This is a genomic window from Streptosporangium jomthongense (assembly GCF_042650425.1).
Lineage (GTDB): Bacteria > Actinomycetota > Actinomycetes > Streptosporangiales > Streptosporangiaceae > Streptosporangium.
Map to the genome: position 1 here is coordinate 168975 of NZ_JBHSBC010000018.1, position 19300 is coordinate 188274.

The 19300-nt window shown below is 70.4% G+C and carries 19 protein-coding genes; 9 read left to right on the forward strand and 10 right to left on the reverse strand.

Features of this window, described 5'->3' with window-relative positions; all coding sequences use genetic code 11:
- Positions 1–20 precede the first annotated feature (20 nt).
- Positions 21–3485 carry a methionine synthase gene (metH, locus tag ACFOYY_RS18435; RefSeq protein WP_386190390.1) on the reverse strand — a complete coding sequence of 1155 codons (3465 nt, stop codon included), beginning with the start codon at positions 3483–3485 and terminating at the stop codon, positions 21–23.
- Positions 3486–3675: 190 nt separating this feature from the next.
- Between metH and ACFOYY_RS18440 the strand changes: the two genes are divergently transcribed.
- The 4 genes from ACFOYY_RS18440 to ACFOYY_RS18455 all read left to right on the forward strand — a co-directional run bounded on the left by ACFOYY_RS18440 (position 3676) and on the right by ACFOYY_RS18455 (position 6390).
- Positions 3676–4530, forward strand: a complete 855-nt coding sequence (locus ACFOYY_RS18440; protein WP_352013113.1) for a PAC2 family protein — start codon at positions 3676–3678, stop codon at positions 4528–4530.
- A gap of 191 nt (positions 4531–4721) precedes the next feature.
- Positions 4722–5372: a hypothetical protein gene (locus ACFOYY_RS18445; RefSeq protein WP_352013114.1), complete on the forward strand. Its 651-nt coding sequence runs from the start codon at positions 4722–4724 to the stop codon at positions 5370–5372.
- Positions 5373–5499: 127 nt separating this feature from the next.
- Positions 5500–5976 (forward strand): peptide deformylase, encoded by a 477-nt coding sequence (def, locus tag ACFOYY_RS18450; RefSeq protein ID WP_352013115.1) that lies wholly within the window; start codon positions 5500–5502, stop codon positions 5974–5976.
- A 210-nt stretch (positions 5977–6186) separates the two neighbouring features.
- Entirely contained in the window at positions 6187–6390 is a 204-nt protein-coding gene (locus ACFOYY_RS18455; RefSeq protein WP_352013116.1) for a cold-shock protein, read from the forward strand.
- 100 nt (positions 6391–6490) lie between these two features.
- Here the strand turns inward: ACFOYY_RS18455 and mshC are convergent, their stop codons facing one another.
- From mshC to ACFOYY_RS18480, 5 genes are all read right to left on the reverse strand, one after another.
- On the reverse strand, positions 6491–7714 hold the full coding sequence (gene mshC / locus ACFOYY_RS18460; protein ID WP_352013117.1) for a cysteine--1-D-myo-inosityl 2-amino-2-deoxy-alpha-D-glucopyranoside ligase: 1224 nt from the start codon (positions 7712–7714) through the stop codon (positions 6491–6493).
- A gap of 92 nt (positions 7715–7806) precedes the next feature.
- A complete protein-coding gene (locus tag ACFOYY_RS18465; RefSeq protein WP_386190391.1) occupies positions 7807–8523 on the reverse strand; it encodes an NRDE family protein in 717 nt (238 codons plus the stop codon).
- A gap of 75 nt (positions 8524–8598) precedes the next feature.
- Entirely contained in the window at positions 8599–9360 is a 762-nt protein-coding gene (locus ACFOYY_RS18470) for an SCO1664 family protein (RefSeq protein WP_352013119.1), read from the reverse strand.
- Positions 9357–9929, reverse strand: coding sequence for a DUF3090 domain-containing protein (locus ACFOYY_RS18475; RefSeq protein ID WP_352013120.1), 573 nt, complete (start codon positions 9927–9929; stop codon positions 9357–9359). The genes ACFOYY_RS18470 and ACFOYY_RS18475 overlap by 4 nt, the downstream gene beginning before the upstream one ends.
- 10 nt (positions 9930–9939) lie before the next feature.
- Complete coding sequence (locus ACFOYY_RS18480) at positions 9940–10650, reverse strand: histidine phosphatase family protein (protein ID WP_352013121.1); 711 nt, start codon at positions 10648–10650, stop codon at positions 9940–9942.
- A 65-nt stretch (positions 10651–10715) separates the two neighbouring features.
- Between ACFOYY_RS18480 and ACFOYY_RS18485 the strand changes: the two genes are divergently transcribed.
- Both ACFOYY_RS18485 and ACFOYY_RS18490 read left to right on the forward strand, forming a co-directional pair.
- Complete coding sequence (locus ACFOYY_RS18485) at positions 10716–11660, forward strand: aldo/keto reductase (RefSeq protein ID WP_352013122.1); 945 nt, start codon at positions 10716–10718, stop codon at positions 11658–11660.
- A gap of 180 nt (positions 11661–11840) precedes the next feature.
- On the forward strand, positions 11841–13052 hold the full coding sequence (locus ACFOYY_RS18490) for a hypothetical protein (RefSeq protein WP_386190392.1): 1212 nt from the start codon (positions 11841–11843) through the stop codon (positions 13050–13052).
- An 8-nt stretch (positions 13053–13060) separates the two neighbouring features.
- Here the strand turns inward: ACFOYY_RS18490 and fabI are convergent, their stop codons facing one another.
- Positions 13061–13822, reverse strand: a complete 762-nt coding sequence (fabI, locus tag ACFOYY_RS18495) for an enoyl-ACP reductase FabI (protein ID WP_352013124.1) — start codon at positions 13820–13822, stop codon at positions 13061–13063.
- 2 nt (positions 13823–13824) lie between these two features.
- Positions 13825–14529 carry a beta-ketoacyl-ACP reductase gene (locus ACFOYY_RS18500; protein WP_352013125.1) on the reverse strand — a complete coding sequence of 235 codons (705 nt, stop codon included), beginning with the start codon at positions 14527–14529 and terminating at the stop codon, positions 13825–13827.
- Positions 14530–14606: 77 nt separating this feature from the next.
- Here ACFOYY_RS18500 and ACFOYY_RS18505 point away from each other — a divergent pair, with 77 nt between their 5' ends.
- Both ACFOYY_RS18505 and ACFOYY_RS18510 read left to right on the forward strand, forming a co-directional pair.
- Entirely contained in the window at positions 14607–16106 is a 1500-nt protein-coding gene (locus ACFOYY_RS18505; protein ID WP_352013126.1) for a TldD/PmbA family protein, read from the forward strand.
- A 121-nt stretch (positions 16107–16227) separates the two neighbouring features.
- Positions 16228–17595 carry a metallopeptidase TldD-related protein gene (locus ACFOYY_RS18510; protein WP_386190393.1) on the forward strand — a complete coding sequence of 456 codons (1368 nt, stop codon included), beginning with the start codon at positions 16228–16230 and terminating at the stop codon, positions 17593–17595.
- 57 nt (positions 17596–17652) lie between these two features.
- Here the strand turns inward: ACFOYY_RS18510 and ACFOYY_RS18515 are convergent, their stop codons facing one another.
- Positions 17653–17868: a dodecin gene (locus ACFOYY_RS18515; RefSeq protein ID WP_352013128.1), complete on the reverse strand. Its 216-nt coding sequence runs from the start codon at positions 17866–17868 to the stop codon at positions 17653–17655.
- A 139-nt stretch (positions 17869–18007) separates the two neighbouring features.
- Between ACFOYY_RS18515 and ACFOYY_RS18520 the strand changes: the two genes are divergently transcribed.
- Positions 18008–18283 carry a DUF3099 domain-containing protein gene (locus ACFOYY_RS18520; protein WP_352013129.1) on the forward strand — a complete coding sequence of 92 codons (276 nt, stop codon included), beginning with the start codon at positions 18008–18010 and terminating at the stop codon, positions 18281–18283.
- Positions 18284–18452: 169 nt separating this feature from the next.
- Here the strand turns inward: ACFOYY_RS18520 and ACFOYY_RS18525 are convergent, their stop codons facing one another.
- Positions 18453–19295 carry an NTP transferase domain-containing protein gene (locus ACFOYY_RS18525; RefSeq protein WP_386190394.1) on the reverse strand — a complete coding sequence of 281 codons (843 nt, stop codon included), beginning with the start codon at positions 19293–19295 and terminating at the stop codon, positions 18453–18455.
- Positions 19296–19300: the final 5 nt, after the last annotated feature.

Sequence of the window (19300 nt, forward strand, 5' to 3'; positions counted from 1 at the left end):
CCCTGAAAACCCCTTACACGTCAGACGTTGAAATACTTGGCCTCAGGGTGGTGGACGACCAGCGCGGACGTCGACTGCTCCGGATGGAGCTGGAACTCCTCCGACAGGCTCACCCCGATCCTGGCCGGGTCGATCAGCTGGGTCAGCTGGACCTGGTCCTCCAGGTTGGGACAGGCTGGGTAGCCGAAGGAGTAACGGCACCCGGTGATGTTGACCTTCAGCATGTCCTCAAGCGACTCGTCACCACCGATGCCGAGCTCCGCGCGGACCCGGGCGTGCCAGTACTCGGCCAGCGCCTCGGTGAGCTGCACCGACAGGCCGTGCAGCTCCAGGTAGTCGCGGTAGGCGTCCTTGGCGAACAGCTCGGCCGTCGCCTCGGAGATCCGGCCGCCCATGGTGACGATCTGGAAGGCGACCACATCCGTCTCGCCGGACTCCCTGGACCTGAAGAAGTCCGACAGGCACAGGTGCCGGTCACGGCGCTGGCGCGGGAAGGTGAACCTGGTGCGCTCCCCGCCCGCCTCGTCCAGGACGATCAGCGCGTCCCCCTCGCTGACGCAGGGGAAGTAGCCGTAGGCGACGGCCGCCTCAAGCAGGCCCTCGGTCTGCATCCGCTCCAGCCACATGCGCAGGCGGGGCCTGCCCTCTGTCTCGACCAGTTCCTCGTAGGAGGGGCCCTCCCCGCCCCGCGCGGCCTTCAGGCCCCACTGGCCCATGAAGGTCGCGCGCTCGTCGAGGAAGGCGGCGTAGTCGGCGAGCGGGATGCCCTTGACGACGCGCTCACCGTGGAAGGGCGCCCTCGGCACGGGGTTGTCCGCGGCCACGTCCGAGCGGGCGGGCAGCTCCTCCTCCGGGGTCCTGACCAGTCTCGCCCCGGTCCTGACCCGCCGTTCGCGCAGCTCGGGCAGCCTGGCGCCCTCCTCACCGCGCTTGACCGCCATGAAGGCGTCCATCAGGCGCAGCCCCTCGAAGGCGTCACGGGCGTAGCGGACCTCACCCTGGAAGAGCTCGGCGAGATCCTGCTCGACGTAGGCGCGGGTGAGCGCGGCGCCGCCGAGCAGCACGGGATAGCGCTCGGCGATGCCCCTGGAGTTCATCTCCTCCAGGTTCTCCTTCATGACGACCGTGGACTTGACCAGCAGGCCGGACATGCCGATCACGTCGGCGCCCTTGTCCTCGGCGGCCTCGAGGATCACCGAGACCGGCTGTTTGATGCCGAGGTTGACGACCTCGTAGCCGTTGTTGGACAGGATGATGTCGACCAGGTTCTTGCCGATGTCGTGCACGTCGCCCTTGACGGTGGCCAGCACGATGCGGCCCTTGCTCTCGCCCTCGACCCGCTCCATGTGGGGTTCGAGGTAGGCGACGGAGCTCTTCATCACCTCGGCCGACTGGAGCACGAACGGCAGTTGCATCTGGCCGGAGCCGAACAGCTCGCCGACGGTCTTCATGCCGTCGAGCAGCACGTCGTTGACGATCTCCAGGGCCGGGCGCAGGGCCAGGGCCTCGTCGAGGTCGGTTTCGAGCCCCTTGCGCTCACCGTCGACGATACGGCGCCTGAGCCGCTCCCACAGCGGCAGGGCGAGCAGCTCGGCGGCCCTGTCGGCCTTGACCGAGGCGGCGTCCACCCCCTCGAACAGCTCCATGAACCGCTGCAGCGGGTCGTAGCCCTCCCTGCGCCTGTCGTAGACCATGTCCAGGGCGACCTGGCGCTGCTCGTCGGGGATGCGTGACATCGGCAGGATCTTGGAGGCGTGCGCGATGGCCGCGTCGAGGCCCGCGTTGACGCACTCGTTGAGGAAGACGCTGTTGAGGACCACCCGCGCGGCCGGGTTGAGGCCGAAGGAGATGTTGGACAGGCCGAGCACGGTCTGCACGCCGGGGTACAGCCGCTTGAGCTCCCTGATCGCCTCGATGGTCTCGACGCCGTCGCGCCTGGTCTCCTCCTGGCCGGTCGCGATGGGGAAGGTGAGGGTGTCGACGACGATGTCCTCGATCCGCATCCCCCAGTCCCGGCGCAGGTCGTCGATGATCCTGGAGGCGATCCTGACCTTGTCGGCCGCGGTGCGGGCCTGGCCCTGCTCGTCGATGGTCATGACGGTCACCGCGGCGCCGTGCTCGCGGACCAGCCGCATGATCCTGTGGAAGCGCGAGTCCGGGCCGTCGCCGTCCTCGTAGTTGACCGAGTTGACGATCACGCGCCCGCCGAGCATCTCCAGTCCCGCCTCGATCACGGCGGGCTCCGTCGAGTCGAGCACGATCGGCAGCGTCGAGGCCGTGGCCAGCCGGAAGGCCAGCTCCCGCATGTCGCCGGCGCCGTCACGACCGACGTAGTCGACGCACAGGTCCAGCATGTGGGCGCCGTCTCGGGCCTGTGCCCTGGCGATCTCGACGCACTCCTCCCAGTCGCCCGCGAGCATCGCCTCGCGGAAGGCCTTGGAGCCGTTGGCGTTGGTGCGCTCACCGATGGCCAGGTAGGAGGTCTCCTGGCGGAAGGGGACGCTCTGGTAGAGCGAGGAGGCGCCCGGCTCGGGACGGGGACGGCGGACGGGCACCTCGTGGCCGCGCACCCGCTCGACCACCTGGCGCAGATGCTCGGGCGTGGTGCCGCAGCAGCCGCCGACCAGGGACAGGCCGTGGTCGCGGACGAAGGTCTCGTGGGCGGAGGCCAGCTCCTCCGGCGAGAGCGGATAGTAGGCGCCGTCCGAGGTCAGCACGGGCAGGCCCGCGTTCGGCATGCAGGACAGGCGCACCCGCGCGTGGTTGGCCAGATGGCGCAGGTGCTCGCTCATCTCGGCCGGGCCGGTGGCGCAGTTGAGCCCGATGACGTCGACGCCGAGGGGCTCGACGGCGGTGAGCGCGGCGCCGATCTCGGAGCCGAGCAGCATCGCGCCGTTGGTCTCGATCGTCACCTGGGCGATGATCGGCACGTCCCTGCCCCCGTCGGCCACGGCCCGCTTCGCCCCGACGACGGCCGCCTTGACCTGGAGCAGGTCCTGGCAGGTCTCGACGATGAGGGCGTCGGCCCCTCCGGAGATCAGACCGGCCGCGTTGTCGTAGTAGGCGTCGCGCAGCACACCGTACGGCCGATGCCCCAGAGTGGGCAGCTTGGTGCCGGGCCCGATGGATCCGAGCACGTATCGGGGACGGCCGGGCGCCGACCAGTGGTCCGCGGCCTGCCTGGCGACCCTGGCCCCGGCCTCCGAGTACTCGAAGACGCGTTCCTGGATGTCGTACTCGCCCAGCGCGGCCAGGTTGGCGCCGAAGGTGTTGGTCTCGACGCAGTCGACGCCGACCTCGAAGTAGGCGTCGTGCACGGCGCGGACGATGTCGGGGCGGGTGACGTTGAGGACCTCGTTGCAGCCCTCGTGCCCCTCGAAGTCGTCGAGGGTGATCTCGTGGGCCTGGAGCATCGTCCCCATGGCCCCGTCGGCGACCATCACCCGCTCGGCCAGAGCCTCACGGAAAGACGGGGTGCTCGTCATGGGACAAGACTACTGGGGCCCCTGCGACCGTCACCGCCCCGCCGTACGGCACCGCGGCGGGCAGGACGGGGCGAACGTGCCGTGGCCGTCCTGATCATGCGCACCCCTGGGAAGGTGACGTAAAGGCCCCCTCACAGCATAGGCTTAGCGGGATAGACAGTACGGCGAGGAAACCAGGAGGAGGCCGCGCGTGATCGAACTCGAAGGTCTACCCGAGCTCGTCGACCCGGTGCTGATCGCCGCGTTCGAGGGGTGGAACGACGCGGGCGAGGCTTCGAGCGGAGTGATCGCACACCTTGAGGAGGAGTGGAAGGCCACCCCGTTGGTCTCCTTCGATCCGGAGGAGTACTACGACTTCCAGGTGACGCGCCCCATCGTGGAGATGGGTGAGGGCCTGACCAGGTCCATCACGTGGCCGACGACCAAGCTGTCCTTCGCCCGTCCTCCCGGCGCCGACCGCGACGTGGTGCTGGTGCGCGGCATCGAGCCCAACATGCGCTGGCGCTCGTTCTGCGAGGAGATCGTCGTGATCTGCCGCGAACTGGGCGTCGAGCTGGCCGTACTGCTCGGCGCGCTTCTCAACGACTCCCCGCACACCCGGCCCGTGCCGATCGTCGGCTCGGCGACCGACGAGGGGCTGGCCAGGGCGATCAACCTGGAACTGAACCGCTACGAGGGGCCGACCGGCATCGTCGGCGTGCTCCAGCACGCGCTCGGCACCGCCGGGGTGCACGCGGTCTCACTGTGGGCCTCGGTGCCGCACTACGTGGCGCAGCCGCCCAACCCCAAGGCAACCATGGCGCTGCTCAGCCGGATGGAGGACCTCCTCGACATCCCGATGCCGATGGGCGCCCTGGCGGAGGAGTCGCGGGCCTGGGAGCACGGGGTGGACGAGCTGGCCTCACAGGACAGCGAGGTGGCCGACTACGTCAAGGAGCTTGAGGAGCGCAAGGACGCCGCCGAGCTGCCCGAGGCGAGCGGCGACGCCATCGCCGCGGAGTTCGAACGCTATCTCCGGCGCAGAGATCGCGACGGCGATGGCTGAGACGCCCGCGACATAGTTATAATCGTTTACTCCTTTCTCCACTGATTTAGAGTGATAATCGGTGACCATCCGGGTCTTCCTTCGGGTCGCACCGGGTTGGGAAACCGGTTCACGACGTTTGGACGACCAGGAGAAACACCGTTCTGTAAACACCGGTGAACGGGCCCGTCACCGCGCCGAACATTGTCCACGTGACAGCGCACGTTAGGGCGATCATGGCCACTCCACAGCTCGATCCGCACCAGAAGGCACAGGAGGCGCGACGCCGTGTCCTCGAGATGGCCGTGATCATGAAACGCGAGGACGGTGAGAACGTCCCCTCCTACCCTCAGGTGCGGGGCACGACCCCCGGGCAGGCGGTCGACATGTTCCTCGCCCTGTTGCAGGACCGGCTTCCGGTCTGGGTGCGCATTCTCGACGACCTCATGTATCTCGTCGGAAAAGGACGGGTGAACGACAACCTGCTGCCCATCGCGAGGGCGGGCATCGACTACTACCTGGAGGTCCAGGCCGCGGCGCTGCCCGCCTTCACCTCCCCCTCGGTCACCGTCCGCTTCCGTGAGGCGATGCGTGACAGCGAGATGGGCCCCATGTCCGAGGTCGTCCCCCTGGCCGAGTACCTCGCTGCCGAGCAGCGGATAGGCCGGATCTCGGCGGACGCGGACCCGCTGGCCAGCGCCCGGCTGCTGCTGGCCGGGTGTTTCCGCCACGCCTACTACGAGATGTTCGTCGGCACCGGTTTCCTGCCGTCGCGGGACGACAGCGCCGAGGAGATCATCCGCGAGCTGCGTCTGGAGCGCGCCCCCGGCGAGGACCCCGCCGGCGGCACCCCGCCGGAGTGAGCCCGCGCACCGGCAGGAAGACCGGTGCGCACCCTTCGCCCATACGGCCAAGCGGCCCCCACGGGGGTTGGCCGGAGGCGACAATGGGAATCGTGTGCCTGTCCGCCCGCCGACCCGGGGAGTGCGCGTGACCGTCCAGCCGATTCGACTGTTCGCAGACCCGGTGCTCAGGACCGCGTCCGAGCCGGTGACCGACTTCGACCGCGAGCTGCGCGGCCTGGTCAAGTCGCTCCAGGCGACGTTGCGCGCGGGCTCGGGCCGAGCCGGTCTGGCCGCCCCGCAGATCGGCGTCTCGCTGCGGGTCCTCGTCTACGAGCTCGACGGCAGGTCCGGGCATCTGGTCAATCCGCGCATCGAGGCGTCAGAGCGCAGAATCGTGGCCGATGAGGCGTGCCTGTCGGCGCCCGGCCTCTGGTGGCCGCTGGAACGCTCCTACATGGTCACGGCCCGTGGCCGCGACATGTTCGGCAAGCCCGTGACCGTCCGCGCCCTGGGGACCCTCGCCCGGGTCCTGCAGCACGAGGCCGACCACCTCGACGGCGTCCTGTTCGTCGACCGGCTCCCCGAGGAGGAGCAGGAACGGTTCTTCGCCGCCAACTCGTGACTTGTCAGACGATAACCCTTCTGATAAGGTCGCCCGGTTGCAGTCGTAGTTCTCAGCAAGCCTTATCATCTCAAGTGCTCAATGAGGTCCGCCGACGGCGGGCTTTCCGGTTTCTCCCGATGGTTTCGTGGGTGCAGGCGAGGCCCGCAACGCAGCCCCGAACCGCCGGCTTGGCGGTCCGGTGAGGCTCCCGACGAGGAGAAGTGGGTTTTGTCCGAAGGTACCGTCAAGTGGTTCAACGCCGAAAAGGGTTTCGGATTCATCGCGCCGGATGACGGCAGCGCCGACGTTTTCGTGCACTACTCGGCCATCGACTCCAGGGGCTACCGCTCCCTGGAGGAGAACCAGCGGGTCAGCTTCGTCATCACGCAGGGCCAGAAGGGTCTGCAGGCCGAGCAGGTCCGGATCGTCTGACCCTGACCTCAGGTCTCCCGCCGGAGCACCGGATTGCCTTCCGGTCGCACGTCCCGGCCTCGGGCCCGTGCCGCTCTCCGCGGCACGGGCCTGCGCGTTCTCAGAGTTCGACGCCGAGCAACGCGTCGGTGATGTCCTTGACGAGCCCGGGCGCCTGCGGGTCGGTGCCGCCGTCCGCCAGCGCCCGCTCCGCCCAGCCGTCGATCAGCGCCAGCGCCCCCGGGGCGTCCAGGTCGTCGGCGACCCTGGCCCTGACCTCCTCAAGCAGGTCACGCGCCTGGGGACCGGTCTGCAGCCCGGTCGCCGAGCGCCAGCGGGCCAGCCGTACCTCCGCGGAGGCCAGCTGGTCGGGGGTCCACTCCCAGTCGGCGCGGTAGTGGTGGGCCAGCAGCGCCAGCCGGATGGCCATCGGGTCGGCCTGCCTGCGGAGCTTGGAGACGAAGACCAGGTTGCCCTTGGACTTCGACATCTTCTCGCCGTCGAGGGCGACCATTCCCGCGTGGACGTACGCCTTGGCGAAGGGCCACTCCCCGCAGGCCACATGGCCTTCGTGGGCGCCGCACTCGTGGTGCGGGAAGATCAGGTCGGAACCGCCGCCCGCGACGTCGAACCCGCTGCCCAGGTTGGCCAGCGCGATGGCGGTGCACTCGATGTGCCAGCCCGGCCTGCCCCTGCCGAGGCGCGAGGACCAGGACGGCTCACCGGGACGCTCGGCGCGCCACAGGAGCCAGTCGAGCGGGTGCTTCTTGCCCGCCCTGTCCGGGTCGCCGCCGCGCTCGCGGGACAGGGTGAGCATCAGCTCCTCCGGATATCCGGAGACGGCGCCGAACTTGGGCGCCGCCGCGACGTCGAAGTAGACGTCACCGTCGAGCTCGTAGGTCGCGCCCTTGTCGCGCAGGCGCTCGATCAGCTCGGCGACCTGGTCGACGACCTCGGTCACCCCGACGTACTCGCGCGGCGGGAGGATCCGCAGCGCCTCCATGTCGGTCCTGAAGAGCTCGATCTCACGCTCGGCCAGCTCACGCCAGTCGACGCCGGTCAGCTCCGCCCGCTCAAGCAGCGGGTCGTCGACGTCGGTGGCGTTCTGGGTGTAGTGGACCTCGTGACCGGCGTCCCGCCAGGCGCGGTTGACCAGGTCGAAGGCGAGGTAGGTGTTGGCGTGCCCGAGGTGGGTCGCGTCGTACGGCGTGATGCCGCAGACGTACATCCGCGCCGTCGGGCCCGGCCTGGTGGGGCCGGTCTCCCCGGAGGCGGTGTCGAACAACCGCAACGGGACACCGGCACCGGGAAGCCGAGGGACCTTCGGCGCAGACCACGATCTCATGTGATGAGCCTATCCAGCAGACAGACCGTCCCGGTCAGGCAGGGACGGTGGGTGGTACAGGGGCACTTTCTCAACCTCGGCGACCCCGTGGATCATTCCGGCAGGACGCGGCGGAAGGCCGCCGGGTCCCGCGGATCGCCGGTGAAGTCGTAGCGGACGCCCTCGGCGGACAACCCGAGCAGGGAGACCGACAGCGAGCCGAAGACGCGTCCGTCGGGCAGCTCGTGCCGGACGATCATGGCCCGGGGATCGTCCCTGGCCAGGCCCGCACCGGTGGCGGCCTCCCGCCACTCCCGCCAGGGGCCGCCGAGGGTGTCCGGCCTGGTGGCCTTGGCGAACAGCGGGCGGAAGAAGGCGACCCGCTCGTTCTCCTCACCGCGCTCCCAGCCGCTGTTGACGATCATGTGCGTTCCTTCGGGGAGCTCCTCGTCCCACAGCCCGGTCCCGTCCCAGTGCCACAGCCGGACTCCGCTCCGGTCGGCCAGGACCAGGTGGAAGGGGTCGTAGCCCACGGGGTCGAGGCCCGTGAGACCGCCCTCGGCCGCGGCCGTCAGCGGCAGCCCCCCACGCGAGATCCTGCCCTCCTGCGGGGCGGGCACGCCCTGCCCGTTGACCAGCGCGGCGATCCTGCCCTCCGCCGGATGCACGGCGAGCCAGGTCCCGCCCGCGAGCAGGTCGCGTCCACCGAACAGGCCCGGCCAGTGCGGCCCCGGGGGCGACCACGGCCGGTCGACGAACTCGTCTCGCACTCCGACCATGATCAGGGGAACGTCGGCGCCGGGATCGACGCTGACCACAACCGTGCACATGCCCGGCAGGCTACGCCCCCGCTGCCGGACGGGCCGGACCGGGGTCCCTCGGATCAGGGCCTCGGATCAAGAACCTCAGATCGGGGGCCAGGGAATGGCGGGCCAGTCCTGGGAGGGCAGGGGGTGCAGGCCGGTGTCGAGGAGCCTGCGAACCCGTTCGCCCGTCGCCTGGACCTCGGCGGGGGTCAGCAGCTCGCGCAGCCGGCGGCCGAGACCTCCCTGTTCCAGGTCACGTTCGAGACGTGCCAGGACGTTCACGGCCTCGCGCGACAGCGGCTTGCCACGCCACTGCCACAGCACGGTGCGCAGCTTGTTCTCCGTGGCGAAGCAGACCCCGTGGTCGACGCCGTGGACGTGCCCCCCGGGCAGCGGCAGCAGGTGGCCGCCCTTGCGGTCGGCGTTGTTGACGACGGCGTCGAAGACCGCCATCCGCCGCAGGGAGGGCTGGCGGCTGCGGATGAGGACCATCAGGTCGGCGTCGGGGTCGGCGTCGATCCACATCTGGCACATTCCCGGGCCGAACGGGCCGTCACGGTAGACCGTCGGCGGGACGATCCGCCAGCCGGTGGCCGCGGAGACCTCGAAGGCGGCCACCTCGCGGGCGGCGAGAGTGCCGTCGGGAAAGTCCCACAGCGGGCGTTCTCCACGCACCGGCTTGTACACGCAGGCGGCGGACAGGCCGCCGAGCCGGACCGAACAGTAGAGCGTCATGTTGCTCGCCTCGACCAGACGGCCCTCGACCTCCAGGTGCCCGTCGCGGAGCAGACGCAGAGCGGTCTCGTCGTCCAGTCCCGCCATGGGAGCCGCGCTCAGCGTGAACTCGCCCTCGGCACTCATTCGCCTCCTTCTGCCTGTGAAGCGCTCCTACCCCGGTAACCGTTGAGACGCACGCAAATATGCCCATCCGCGTCGAGAGGCTGGCCGCACAACGGACACGGTGGGCGTCCTGCGGCGACCAGGGCCATGGCGCGCCTGGTGAAGGCCCTGGCGGCGGCGGGACTGATGTGCACGCGCAGCACCGCGGGCTCCGACAGCGGGGAGGGTTCGAAGTCCTCCTCGTCCTCCGCGACGGCCTCCTGCGCCTCGATGACCACCTGAGCGGTCTCCGCGTCCCAGGCCAGGGCCATGGCGCCCACCCTGAAGTCCTCGCTGATGGGCACGTCGAGCGGGTCGTTGTCCGTCAGCGCGGCGGGGGCGGCGGCGGGCACCTGGGCCCCTCCGCGCCGCAGCACCTCGTCGAGCAGCTCGTCCAGCCGGTCGGCCAGCGCGGCGACCTGGAACTTCTCCAGCCCGACCGTGGTCAGCCGGCCCTGCCCGCGGGCCTGCAGGAAGAACGCTCGCGATCCCGGTTGCCCCACGGCACCGGCCACGAATCTCTCAGGTGGGTCGTAGTCGAAGACCGGCATAGCCCTGACCTTACGTGGTCCCGGCACCGCCGCCGACCGCGGCGTCGCTCTCGGTGAGGTTTTGTCCCCCGTCCTTCTCCCCCGCTCCGTCCTGGGTTTCCTCTGGCGGGCGCAGCCCGGCGACCTCTCCGCCCAGGTCGTTGAGCCTGAGCACGAAGGGGCGCAGGGGGGTGTAGCGGATCGCGGTGAGTGAGGCGGGGTCGGCGGTTATCCGCTGGAACTGGTCAAGGTGCAGGCCCATCGCGTCCGCCACGATGGCCTTGATCACGTCTCCGTGGCTGCAGACGAGATAGACCCCCTTCGGGCCGAGCCGCTCGTTCCACTCCCTGACGGCGCTCACCGCCCGGTGCTGTACGGCGGCCAGCGACTCCCCGCCGGGGAAGGTCACGGCGCTCGGATGGGTCTGCACGACCCGCCACAGGGGCTCCTTGGCCAGCTCGGCGATCGGGCGGCCGGTCCAGTCTCCGTAGCGGCACTCCCCGAACCGCTCGTCGGTCACCACCTCGGTCTCCCGCCCGGCCGCCACGGCTCCGGCCGTCTCCTGGCAGCGTTCCAGCGGGCTGGAGACGATCGCGTCCAGCTCCAGCGGGCCCAGCCGTACGGCCAGAGCCTCGGCCTGGGCCCGGCCCGCGTCACTGAGGTGGAGTCCTGGCGTCCAGCCCGCCAGCACGGGACCGGTGAGGGGGGTCAGGCCGTGTCTGGCCAGCAACAGGGTCGTCACGCGGGCAAGTCTTGCAGGCCTCGCTCCACTACTTTTAACCGGCCGGGCGGTACCCTGGCCGGATCATGGAGCAGCGCTATGTGGGCCGGAGCGGCCTGTCGGTGTCCCGCCTCGGACTCGGGACGATGACATGGGGACGCGACACCGGCGCGGAGGAGGCCACGGCGCAGCTCCGGACGTTCGCCGATGCCGGGGGCACCCTCATCGACACCGCGGACGTCTACTCGGGCGGCGAGGCGGAGCGGCTGCTCGGGCGGATGATGCGGGACTCGGTGCCCCGCTCCGAGCTGGTGATCTCGACCAAGGCCGTGCTCACCCCGGCCGGGCACAGGCCGCGCGACGCCTCAAGAAGGCACCTGATCGCGGCCATCGACGCCTCCCTCGGTCGCCTCGGGATCAACGAGGTCGATCTGTGGCAGCTACACGCCTTCGACCAGGAGGTGCCGCTTGAGGAGACCCTGGCCGCGGTGGACGCCATCGTGTCCTCGGGCAGGGCGGCCTACGCGGGTGTCTGCGACTACACGGGCTGGCAGCTCGCGGCGGCGGCCGTCAGCCAGCGGGCGGTCCCCGGGCGGACGCCGATCGTCGCGGCCCAGGTCGAGTACTCGCTGCTGGCGCGGGAGGCCGAGCGTGAGCTGGTCCCGGCGGCCGAGCACGTCGGCGCGGGGGTGCTGGCCTGGTCGCCCCTGGGCAGGGGGGTCCTCACCGGCAAGTACCGCACCGGCATCCCCGCCGACTCCCGGGCCGCGACCCCGCACTTCGCCGACTTCGTCACGCCGTACCTGGACGAGAGGTGCCGGCGGGTCGTGGAGTCGGTGACGACCGCGGCCGAGGGGCTGGGGGTCTCGCCACTGTCGGTCGCCCTGTCCTGGGTGCGGGACCAGCCGGGGGTCGCGGCGGCGATCGTCGGCGCCAGGACCTGTGCCCAGCTGACCGGGGTGCTCCAGTCGGAGGACCTCGTCCTGCCGGTGGAGATCAGAGAGGCTCTTGACGACGTCTCGGCGGACTGAGGAACTCGGAACGAGGAAAGCGAGCCCGAACAGAACGAGAATCCATCTCGCGTATCACTACTCGATACCGAATGGCAACTTTACGTGGAAAACCCTGGCCTCCCCACAAAACTGTCAATGGTGACAGGAGGGGCACTCAGGTGTCAGCGACGTTCCGTCACCGATGCACAAGGGGGACAATTGCGAACCGCGATCTCCGTCGGCGCCCTGGCGCTGACACTCGGCGGCGTACTGCTCGCCGTCGCACCCGCCCCCGTGAGCGCCGTCACCCAGGCGGGTGACTGTGAGGGCGGCGGGCTTCTCGGCGGGGTGACCGGCGGTCTGTGCGAGGCGGTCGGCGTCCTGGGCAACACCGTGAGTGCCACCGCGAACGACACCGTTAGCGACACTGTGAGTGACGCTGTGAGTGACGCTGTGGGCGGCGCCCTGCTCGGCGGCGTCGTCGTGGACGACACCGTGAACGTCACCATGAGCACCACCGCGGGCACCACTGTGAGCGACACGGCGGGGGGCCCGCCGGACGACACCGTGAGCGCCACTCCGGGCGGCGCCATGAGCAGTGCCACGAGCGGCCCCGCGAACGGACCGGCCGGCGGCCCCTCCCCCGGCGGGGAGGGCTACGGCTACGGACAGAACGCGGAAACCCCACCGCATACCGAAAAAGCCGGAAAGAGCAAGAAAGACGATAACGCCAAAAAAGGCGATAAAATCGGAAAGGCGCAGAGCGGGGCCGACGTGCTGGACGCGGAGAGCGTTCTGGACCAGCCCCAGCCGTCCGTCCTTCCCGAGATCCTCGTGACCCCCTGGGGTGAGGACACCGCGGACGTCCAGGACGTCCCCGACATCCAGGATCCGGCGGACAACGACGTCCTGCCGTCCCAGAACCCGGGCGGCGCCTGTTCCCCGCTGTCCGACTCCCCCGGATGTGCGGGCACCTCGGCGAACCCGGCCCACAAGACGGCACCGTCCCCGCACGCCTCCCCGAGCCCCCGGCCCTCCCACGCCGGCGGCACCGTGCCCGCGGAGGAGGCCACGCGGCGGCAGGCGGGCGAGCAGGCGCGTCCTCCGCAGACCCGCAGGCGCGTGGCGGAGACCGACGGGGGCGGCGAACGCGGCGGCAGGCGTGGGGAGGCCACCGGCTCCGAGACCCCGCCGCCCACGGTCGACGCCGAGGCGCCCCGGCTCGAACTGCTGTGGCCCGCGGGCCCGGTCATGCGCAGGTTCCAGCGGGCCGTCACACCGACCAAGACACCGGACCCGCTGGGCACGGCGTTCACCGCCGTGCTGCTGCTCGCGGCGATCCTCGCCGTCCGCCTGCTGTACGTCAGGCGGATCGGCGAGAAGTCCATCCCGCTTGAGCCGCTGCGGATGAAGCGGCACAGGACGGCCTGAACCGCCGGTCAGCCGATCGCGTGCACGCCGCCGTCGACGTGGACGATCTCCCCGGTCGTCGCGGGGAACCAGTCGGAGATCAGTGCCAGGCAGGCCTTGGCCGCGGGCACGGTGTCGCGCAGGTCCCAGCCGAGCGGTGCCTTCTCCGGCCAGCTGTCCTCGAACTCGGCGAAGCCCGGGATGCTCTTGGCGGCCATCGTGCGCAGCGGCCCCGCGGCCACCAGGTTGACCCGGATGTTGTGCTTGCCCAGGTCACGGGCCAGATAGCGGGAGCAGGACTCAAGCCCGGCCTTGGCCACGCCCATCCAGTCGTAGACCGGCCAGGCCTTGCTGGCGTCGAAGTCGAGCCCGACGACCGCGCCCCCCTCCTTCATCAGCGGCAGGCAGGCCACGGCGAGGGACTTGAACGAGTAGGTCGAGACGTGCACCGCGGTGGCCACGTCCTCCCACGAGGTGTTCAGGAAGTTTCCGCCGAGGCAGCTCTGCGGGGCGAAGCCGATGGAGTGCACCACGCCGTCGAGGCCGTCGAGGTGCTCGCCGACCCGGTCGGCCAGCGAGTCGAGGTGCTCGGTGTTCTGCACGTCCAGCTCGATCACCGGCGGCGTCTCGGGCAGCCGCTTGGCGATGCGCTCGACCAGGCTGAGCCTGCCGAAGCCGGTCAGCACGACCTGCGCGCCCTCCAGCTGGGCCAGCTTGGCGACGGAGAACGCGATGGAGGCCTCGGTCAGGACACCGGTGACCAGGATGCGCTTGCCTTCGAGAATTCCCATTGTCAGTGCCCCATTCCCAGGCCGCCGTCCACGGGGATCACGGCCCCGGTGATGTAGGCGGCGTCCTCGCTCGCCAGGAACCCGACCACGCGCGCGATCTCCTCGGTGCTCGCGTAGCGTCCCAGCGGGATGTTCTTACGGATCTGCTCCTGGTAGGCCTCTTCGAGCTCGGCCGTCATGTCGGTCTCGACGAACCCGGGCGAGACCACGTTGACCGTGATGCCGCGCGAGCCCAGCTCTCTGGCCACCGACCTGGCGAAGCCGATCAGCCCGGCCTTCGAGGCGGCGTAGTTGCTCTGGCCGGCCGAGCCGAGCATGGCGACCACCGAGGAGATGAGCACGATCCTGCCGCGCTTGAGCCTGAGCATGCCGCGCGTGGCTCGCTTGGCGACCCGGTAGGCGCCGGTCAGGTTGGCGTCGATGACGTCGGTGAAGGTCTCCTCCTTCATCGTCGGCAGCAACGTGTCCTTGGTGATGCCCGCGTTCGCGACGAGCACCTCGACCGGGCCGTGCTCGGCCTCGATCTTCCCGAACGCCGCGTCGACGTCGGCCATGCTGGTCACATCGCAGCGCACGCCGAACAGACCCTCCGGGGGCTGCCCTGAGCGGTAGGTCACGGCGACGGAGTCACCGGCCCTGGCGAATTCGCGGGCGATCGCGAGGCCTATGCCGCGATTGCCGCCGGTTACGAGAACAGATCGAGCCATGCACCCGACGCTAGCGGCTACCCGGCGGTAAACCTCTTGTCCGTGAGGGACAAGATCACAGGGTTAGGATCGTTGACATGCGCCAGATCGATCCCGATTTCCTCGCCCTGCCGATGAGGCGACTGGCGGACGCGGCTCTGCAGCGCGCCCGCGACCTCGGCGCCGAGCATGCCGACTTCCGGTTCGAGCGCGTCCGCGCGGAGACACTCAACCTGTCCGACGCGCTGCCCGAGGGGTCCTCCGACGCCGACGACCTCGGCTACGCCGTACGGGTCGTCAAGGACGGCACCTGGGGGTTCGCGGCCGGTGTCGAGCTCACCGCGGAGGCGGCCGCGCGGGTCGCGGAGCAGGCGGTCGAGGTGGCCGTGGTCTGCGCGCCGGTCAACCGCGAGCCGGTCGAACTGGCCCCTGAGCCGGTCCACTCGGAGGTCACCTGGGTCTCCTCCTACGACGTCGACCCGTTCGAGGTGCCGATGCGCGACAAGGTCGCCCTGCTGGCGGCCTGGTCGGAGGGGCTGCTGCGAGACCCGCGGGTCGATCACGTACAGGCCTCGCTGATGCAGGTCAAGGAGCAGAAGTTCTACGCCGACACGGCGGGTGCCTCGATCACGCAGCAGCGGGTGCGCGTGCACCCCCAGCTTGAGGCGACACGGACCCAGGACGGCAGGTTCGAGTCGATGCGCACGCTCGCCCCTCCGGTCGGGCGCGGCTACGAGTACCTCACCGGCACCGGCTGGGACTTCCCCGGCGAGCTGGCCCGCATCCCCGAGCACCTCGCGGAGAAACTCGCCGCCCCCTCCGTCGAGGCCGGGCGCTACGACCTGGTGATCGACCCGTCGAACCTGTGGCTGACGATCCACGAGTCGGTCGGGCACGCCACCGAGCTCGACCGGGCCCTGGGCTACGAGGCGGCCTACGCCGGGACCAGCTTCGCCACCTTCGACCAGCTCGGCACCCTGGTGTACGGCTCGCGGGCGATGAACGTCGTCGGTGACCGCACCGCCGAGCACGGCCTGGCCACGATCGGCTACGACGACGAGGGTGTGGCGGCCAGGCGGTTCGACATCGTCTCGGACGGCGTCCTGACCGGTTTCCAGCTCGACCGCAGGATGGCGCTGCTGAAGGGGCTCGGCTCCTCCAACGGCTGCGCGTTCGCCGACTCCCCCGGCCATCCCCCGATCCAGCGCATGGCCAACGTCTCGCTGCTGCCCGCCCCCGAGGGCCCCTCGACCGAGGAGCTCATCTCCGGGGTCGAACGCGGCATCTACGTGGTCGGTGACAAAAGCTGGTCGATCGACATGCAACGATATAACTTTCAGTTCACCGCGCAACGGTTCTACCGGATCGAGAACGGCAGGCTCGCCGGCCAGGTTCGCGACGTCGCCTACCAGGCGACGACCACCGACTTCTGGCGGTCGATGGCGGCCGTCGGCGGACCGCAGACCTACGTGCTGGGCGGCGCGTTCAACTGTGGCAAGGGCCAGCCCGGCCAGGTGGCCCCGGTCAGCCACGGCTGCCCCACGGCGCTCTTCCGGGATGTGCGCGTCCTGAATACCCTGCGGGAGAGTGGCACGTGAGCCGGTGGGCAGACGGGTACGCCCTCCCTGGCCCGGGCCTGGAGAGCACGCCCACGAGCGGGCAACCGACGAACACCGCACGCCGGGGGACGCCCCTGCGGACCACCGGGCAAGGAGTGGGATGAGTCCCCAGGAAATCATCGAGAGGGCACTGGAGTTGTCCACGGCCGACGAGACCGTCGTGATCGTGGACGAGACCTCAAGCGCCAACCTGCGGTTCGCGGGCAACACGCTCACGACCAACGGCGTGACCCGCTCGTCGCAGCTCACCGTGATCTCGGTCGCGGGACGGGGGGTCGGCGTGGTCTCGCGGGCGGCGGCCCGCCCCGAGCAGCTCGCCGACATCGTCGCGGCGGCCAACCACGCGGCCGAGGACGCCAGGCCGTCCGAGGACGCCAGGCCGCTGGCCGAGGGCGCCCAGTCGGCCGACTGGCAGGAGGCGGCCGAGCCGACCTCCATCGGGGTCTTCGGCGCGTTCGCCCCGGCGCTCGGCGAGACGTTCGCCGCAGCCGAGTCGGGCGGGCGCAGGCTGTACGGCTTCGCCGAGCACCTCGTCACCACCACCTTCGTCGGCACCTCGGCGGGCACCAGGCTCCGCCACACGCAGCCGACGGGGCGCCTGGAGCTGAACGCCAAGTCGCCGGACATGCGGCGCTCGGCCTGGGCGGGGGTGGCGACCCCGGACTTCTCCGACGTCGACGTGGCGGCGCTCGACGCCTCGCTGGCCACCCGCCTCGAATGGGCCAGGAGGCGGATCGACCTGCCCGCGGGCCGCTACGAGACACTGCTTCCGCCCTCGGCCGTCGCCGATCTGATGATCTACCTGTACTGGACGGCCGGGGCCAGGGACGCGATGGAGGGCCGCACGGTCTTCTCCAGGCCCGGTGGCGGCACCCGTGTCGGGGACACGCTCTGCCCGCTGCCCGTCCGCCTGGGCAGCGACCCCGCGGCGCCCGGCGTCGAGTCCGCCCCCTTCGTGGTGGCGCACTCCTCGAACAGGCAGAGTTCGGTCTTCGACAACGGGCTGCCGCTGGCGCCCACCGACTGGATCTCCGACGGCAGGCTGGCGAACCTGCTGCAGACCAGGCACTCGGCGGAGCTGACCGGCCTGCCCGTGACCCCGGCGACGGACAACCTGATCATGACGGGTCCCGGGGACGGCCGTTCACTCGACGAGATGGTGGCCTCGACCGGCCGGGGCCTGCTGCTGACGTGCCTGTGGTACATCCGCGAGGTCGACCCGCAGAGCCTGTTGCTGACCGGCCTGACCCGCGACGGCGTCTACCTGGTCGAGAACGGTGAGGTCGTGGGTGAGGTGAACAACTTCCGCTTCAACGAGAGCCCGGTCGGCCTGCTCGGCCGCCTCACCGAGGTCGGTGCCGCCGAGCGGACGCTGCCCCGTGAGTGGAGCGACTACTTCACCCGCGCCGTCATGCCCGCGGTGCGGGTCCCCGACTTCAACATGTCGACGGTCAGCCAGGCCAGCTGAGCCCTCCGCGGCGCCCGCGGACCGTCCCTCACGGACGTCCCCGGGCGCCGCGCGGCCTCAGGCGTCGTCCTCCAGGCGGAAGCCCACCTTCAGGCCGACCTGGAAGTGCCCGATCTCGCCGTCCACGATGTGCCCCCTGACCTCGGTCACCTCGAACCAGTCGAGGTGGCGCAGGGTCTGCGCGGCCCTCCGGACGCCGTTGCGCACGGCCGCCTCGATGCTCTCCCCCGACGTGCCCACGATCTCGGTCACCCGGTACGTACGATCCGTCATCGTGTCCTCCTTGCCCGAAGGCCCCGGAGACCCCCGTAGGCCCCTGGAGGCCAGGGTCGCACGCGCTTTCCCGCCCGCCGGAGGCGAGGTCTAGGTTGGAGATGTGAGGAAATGGCACAGGCGCCGACAGGTCCACCAGGTGACCGACGCGCAGCCCTCCCTGAGCGAGGACATCGGCAGGCGCGAGAGGAACTACCTCATCAAGATGGGGATCCGGCTGCTCTGCCTCATCCTCGCCTTCACCGTGCCCGCCCCGCTGCCCGTGAGGCTGCTGCTCTTCGCCGGCGCGATCTTTTTACCGTATGTTGCCGTGATCGGGGCCAACGCACCACGTCGCGAGGCGGAAAGTGGCTTCGGCATTACGGATGACAGCCAGAACGAGATCCCACGCCACCGACGCGAGATCGGGTCGTGACTAACTCTTGACGCATCTCAGGGGTTGGAGGTGTACGCTTTAAGCAAGTGCCCTGGTCCCCCGTCGGGGCACTGGTGCCGGCGTTCCGGGCCCCCGTCGGAACGCCGATGAAGCGACGCCGGGTGGTTTGCCCCCGTAACCACCCGGCGTCGCCCTTTTCTCCGGAATCTCAGTCTCCGGTCTTTCTCTCCCATTCCTGAGCGAGTTCGATCAGCCGCTTGAGCGTGTCGTCGCCCGCGGTTCCCGCTCCCTGGGCCAGGCCCAGCAGGTAGGCCGTCAGCGGGGCGGCCGGGCGTGCCACCCCGTGGGCGACCTCCTTCGTCAGGTCGAGCACCGCGTCCCTGTCGACCCGCGCCGGATCGACGCCCAGTTCCCGGCAGACCAGCTCGGTCCACTCCTCCAGCACGTTCATCGCTCGCTCCTCGTCGACGGCCTTGTCGGCGTTCTCCGCCGCGTCCGGCTCACCGTCTCCGGCACGCAGCAGATCATCCGGTGTGTCGCAATCGAACCACGGTTTCCCGGGAAGGCGGAGCCCGACGGGCCCGAGCGGGCCGAGCAGTCCGTGCAGCGACCGTCCCTCGTAGCCGTCCAGTGCCCGGGTGAGCTCCGCCGTACGCCAGACTCCGGCGAGCCACTGCTGTCTGTCCTCCTCGTCGAGGAGCACCGCCCCTGCGGCCCCCTCGGCGGCGGCGAACAGCGCCGAGACGTGCCCGGCCGTCAGGAACGGCAGGTCGGCGGCGAGCAGGGCGACCCAGGGGGCGGTCACGGCGGTCATCCCCGCCCGCAGCGCGGGGACGGGCCCCGCGCCCGGCGGGCGCTCGCGCAGGAAGACGGCCCCGGGCAGGCCGGGACGGGGGGAGCCGACGACGATCAGCCGCCGCGCGTCCGGTACGGCCGCCGCGACCCGCTCGACCAGTGGGCGTCCGCCGACGTGGAGACCTGGTTTGTCCTGTCCGCCGAGCCTTCTCGCCATGCCGCCCGCCAGGATGCAGGCGTCGTGACGGACGCTCATCCCGC

Excerpts from the sequence above, each read along its gene's own strand:
- ACFOYY_RS18475 (WP_352013120.1), bottom strand. The coding sequence starts at position 9,929 with ATGCCGGTCTTCGACTACGACCCACCTGAGAGATTCGTGGCCGGTGCC.
- ACFOYY_RS18525 (WP_386190394.1), bottom strand. The coding sequence starts at position 19,295 with ATGAGCGTCCGTCACGACGCCTGCATCCTGGCGGGCGGCATGGCGAGA.
- ACFOYY_RS18505 (WP_352013126.1), top strand. The coding sequence starts at position 14,607 with ATGCGCCAGATCGATCCCGATTTCCTCGCCCTGCCGATGAGGCGACTG.
- ACFOYY_RS18485 (WP_352013122.1), top strand. The coding sequence starts at position 10,716 with ATGGAGCAGCGCTATGTGGGCCGGAGCGGCCTGTCGGTGTCCCGCCTC.
- fabI (WP_352013124.1), bottom strand. The coding sequence starts at position 13,822 with ATGGGAATTCTCGAAGGCAAGCGCATCCTGGTCACCGGTGTCCTGACC.
- ACFOYY_RS18465 (WP_386190391.1), bottom strand. The coding sequence starts at position 8,523 with ATGTGCACGGTTGTGGTCAGCGTCGATCCCGGCGCCGACGTTCCCCTG.
- ACFOYY_RS18470 (WP_352013119.1), bottom strand. The coding sequence starts at position 9,360 with ATGAGTGCCGAGGGCGAGTTCACGCTGAGCGCGGCTCCCATGGCGGGA.
- mshC (WP_352013117.1), bottom strand. The coding sequence starts at position 7,714 with ATGAGATCGTGGTCTGCGCCGAAGGTCCCTCGGCTTCCCGGTGCCGGT.
- ACFOYY_RS18515 (WP_352013128.1), bottom strand. The coding sequence starts at position 17,868 with ATGACGGATCGTACGTACCGGGTGACCGAGATCGTGGGCACGTCGGGG.
- metH (WP_386190390.1), bottom strand. The coding sequence starts at position 3,485 with ATGACGAGCACCCCGTCTTTCCGTGAGGCTCTGGCCGAGCGGGTGATG.
- ACFOYY_RS18510 (WP_386190393.1), top strand. The coding sequence starts at position 16,228 with ATGAGTCCCCAGGAAATCATCGAGAGGGCACTGGAGTTGTCCACGGCC.
- ACFOYY_RS18500 (WP_352013125.1), bottom strand. The coding sequence starts at position 14,529 with ATGGCTCGATCTGTTCTCGTAACCGGCGGCAATCGCGGCATAGGCCTC.